The sequence below is a fragment of the Paraburkholderia sp. genome, from assembly GCF_035501035.1.
Lineage (GTDB): Bacteria > Pseudomonadota > Gammaproteobacteria > Burkholderiales > Burkholderiaceae > Paraburkholderia.
In genome coordinates this window covers 1-2,926 of the sequence record NZ_DATJWR010000144.1, presented here as the reverse complement: position 1 = coordinate 2,926, position 2,926 = coordinate 1, and the positions used below count along the sequence as shown (strand labels likewise).

The 2,926-nt window shown below is 64.3% G+C and carries 3 protein-coding genes; 1 reads left to right on the top strand and 2 read right to left on the bottom strand.

Features of this window, described 5'->3' with window-relative positions; translation table 11 throughout:
* A partial coding sequence (locus tag VMJ11_RS10115; RefSeq protein WP_325619276.1) for an MdtP family multidrug efflux transporter outer membrane subunit occupies positions 1-1,235 on the bottom strand: 1,235 nt, incomplete at its 3' end.
* Positions 1,232-2,587 (bottom strand): FUSC family protein, encoded by a 1,356-nt coding sequence (locus VMJ11_RS10110; RefSeq protein ID WP_414694359.1) that lies wholly within the window; start codon positions 2,585-2,587, stop codon positions 1,232-1,234. The genes VMJ11_RS10115 and VMJ11_RS10110, both read right to left, overlap by 4 nt.
* A gap of 18 nt (positions 2,588-2,605) precedes the next feature.
* Here VMJ11_RS10110 and VMJ11_RS34455 point away from each other — a divergent pair, with 18 nt between their 5' ends.
* The gene (locus VMJ11_RS34455) at positions 2,606-2,878 is read left to right on the top strand and encodes a hypothetical protein (protein ID WP_414694358.1); all 273 of its coding nucleotides are present in this window, start codon (positions 2,606-2,608) and stop codon (positions 2,876-2,878) included.
* Positions 2,879-2,926 lie beyond the last annotated feature (48 nt).

The window sequence follows — 2,926 nt, the reverse complement described above, 5'->3', positions numbered from 1 at the left end:
AGGTCCTGAAGTTTGCTGCCCGTCACCGCGACATCGCGCACTGCATTCAGTACGGCCTGGTTGTACTGCGTGATCAGCATGTTGCTTCCGGTCCGCGCATTGCCGAGATTCGCGTTGAGCCGGCCGCCGTCGAAGATGGGCAGATAAAGACCCGGGATGATATTGATCTGCTGGCTCGCATGCGTGAATAGATCTGCAAGATGCAGCGCGTTGACGCCGAAGAACGCCTTGATATCGAAGCTCGGATAAAACGCGGCTTTTGCGGCGTCGATCTTGTCGAACGACGCCTGCACATACCAGTGCATCGCCTGCAGATCCGGGCGTCGCGCGAGCAGTTCATAGGACAGCGTCGGCGGCAGCGCGGCCTTTGGCAACGGCAAGGGCACGGGGCGGATGTCGGGGAGATCGTCAGGACCTGCGCCGAGCAGCGCGCGTAGCGATTCGCGCAGCTGTGTGACACGGCCGCGTGCGGCAACGATCTGCCTGTCCGTCGCCAGCAGTTGCGCGCGCGCAAGCTCAGTCTGCGTCATCGGCTCGAGGCCGCGTGCGGCGCGAGCAGCATGCGCATCGACGGCGAACGCAGCAACCTCGTGCAACCGCTGCAGAAGGTCAATCAGCTGATAGGTCGTCTGGATGCCGTAGTAGAGCTGCGCGACGTCAGTAGACAGTTCGAGCTCGATCGCGGACACCTCTGCGCGCCGCGCGTTCTGCACGCCGATCGCCGCCTCGACCTGCGCGCGCTGCCTGCCCCAGATGTCGATATCGAGGCTCGCGCCCAGCCCGACGATGCCTTCCGTGTACCACGGGCCCGTCGCGCCGATCGCGGGCTCGTTACCCGAATACGCGCCCAGAAAGCCGTTAGCCGATACACGCTCACGATCCACGGCGGCAAGCGCCGTGACCTGCAGGTTCGTGCCGGCACGCACCAGATCGATATCCGACTTTGCCTGCGAAACGCGCGTGTGTGCAATCACGATCGTCGGCGAGCTGGCAAGCGCGCGGTCAATCAGCGAATCGAGCTGTGGATCGCTATAGGCGCTCCACCACTGCTGCGACGGCCACTCGCTGCTCTTGAGCTGGATGTCGTCGGCGATCCGGATCTGGTCTGCCGCAATCGGCGTAAATGGCTTTTCATCGTGCCGGATCAGCGCGCACGCCGAAAGCGCGCCAACCAATACGGCGGTTCCGCCGCAGCGCAGCCAGCGACGCAACAACGAAACTGTAGAGACGGTCATGCTTGCGATACTCGTATGGAAGGGGTGGCGTCAGCCGACGCGGCGCTCCAGCCTGGCAGTGTCGAAACCTGCGCGATCAGATGCTTTGCGCGTGCGATCAATCGCCCGGAAGCGCCGTGCCCAGCTTGTAACTGCGGCGCTGGCTGATCGGGGGCCAAAGCCGCCAGTTGCGGATCGAGCGAAACAGGAGCCGGCGCGAGCACGGCCTCGGGACGCTCTGTCAGGTCGTGCGCGTACATGTCCAGCGATGCGCCGGCTGACTCCGCGAATAGCGCTTCCACCATCCCGACGCCACGCTCCGAGCCCGATTGCGCCCGCCGTTCTGCGTCGAAGGCATCGGCGGCCAGCAGAATCTCGCGCGTCTGCGCGAGCATCGTCTGCACGTGAATCTGAAACCCTTCCTGCTGTCCCTCGGTCAGTTGCCAGCCGGGCTCGAGTGCAACGCGCGCGGCCATCGACTCGCAATCCGCCAGTTCCGCCCACAGCGCCACGGGCGCCGCCTTGGCGTCGCCCTGCTGACGGATCTGCGCCGCAAGGCGGTGCAGCAGCCGCGCTACCCGTTGACGGAGGGCCTCGCCCTCGGCCTCGGGCCACAGCGACGCGTGCACAACGGCCGAAATGGCAACGCCAAGCAGTATCCCCACCATCCGGTCGCGGATCTCGGTGAGATTGCTGGTGGGACCGAACTGCTCGAGCAACGCGAGCGCGAATGTGAACATGAGCTGCGTGCCGGCGTAGCTGATCCGCTCAGAGCCCGCCGTCACCCATGCGCCGATTGCGAGCACGGGCAGCGACATCAGCAGCAGACCGACAATGCCATCGATGCGCGGCACCACCCACACCACCATCATCAGCGCGATCACGCTGCCAAGCGCGGCGCCGCCGATACGCAGGATGGAACGACGACCCGTCGCGCCAAGGCTCGGTTGCGCGACGATCAGGGACGTCAGCATGATCGTATGAATGCCTTGCCAGTCCGTGGCCAGGTAAAAGAGGTAACCGCACATCGCGGCAAACAGCGTTTTCAGTGCGAACTGCCCATAGACGGGATTCGAGAATGCGTCGGGCACCAGAAGGCGTTCCTTTTCGCGTTCGGACTCGGTGGACTCCGCCGCGGCCGGGCGATCGGCAAACGCCCGCAACGCATTGTGCATTTCCCATAACGCGCCTGGCAGGTCCGCTTCCGTCATGTTCGTCAAGGTGTCGGACATGGTAAAACGCTGTCCCGCGCGAATCGTCCCGGCAAGGTGGTTACAGGCGTCGCGCAGCGCCGATGCTACGCCAACTGGGATCTCCGCTGCCCCCGCTTCGTCGTCTGGCAGATGAGCAGCAGCGCCGAACAGGCGCGACACGGTCGCGACGCGCGCCAGATGGAACGTTTGATGACGTCGGAATTCAGCGTCGCGCATCGTCGAAAAGCGCAACAGCTTTTGCAAGGTCAGCATGCGGGCCTGGACGTTGCGCGAGTCGGGGCCGCCCGCGCGCGGCTCTCGACGCTCAATTCCTGCCAGAAACGCGTCGACCGCTGCAAGTTGCCCCAGCATCGCGTCTTCGAGCTGCTGTACCGGCTCGGCTGGCAGACACAATGTGTTGATGACCAGCGTGACCGCGATCGCGTAGTTGACTGCAACCCACACCCATAGTGCAATCCGAACGAGTGCCTCGGCCTGATCGGTCATATCGACGAACGA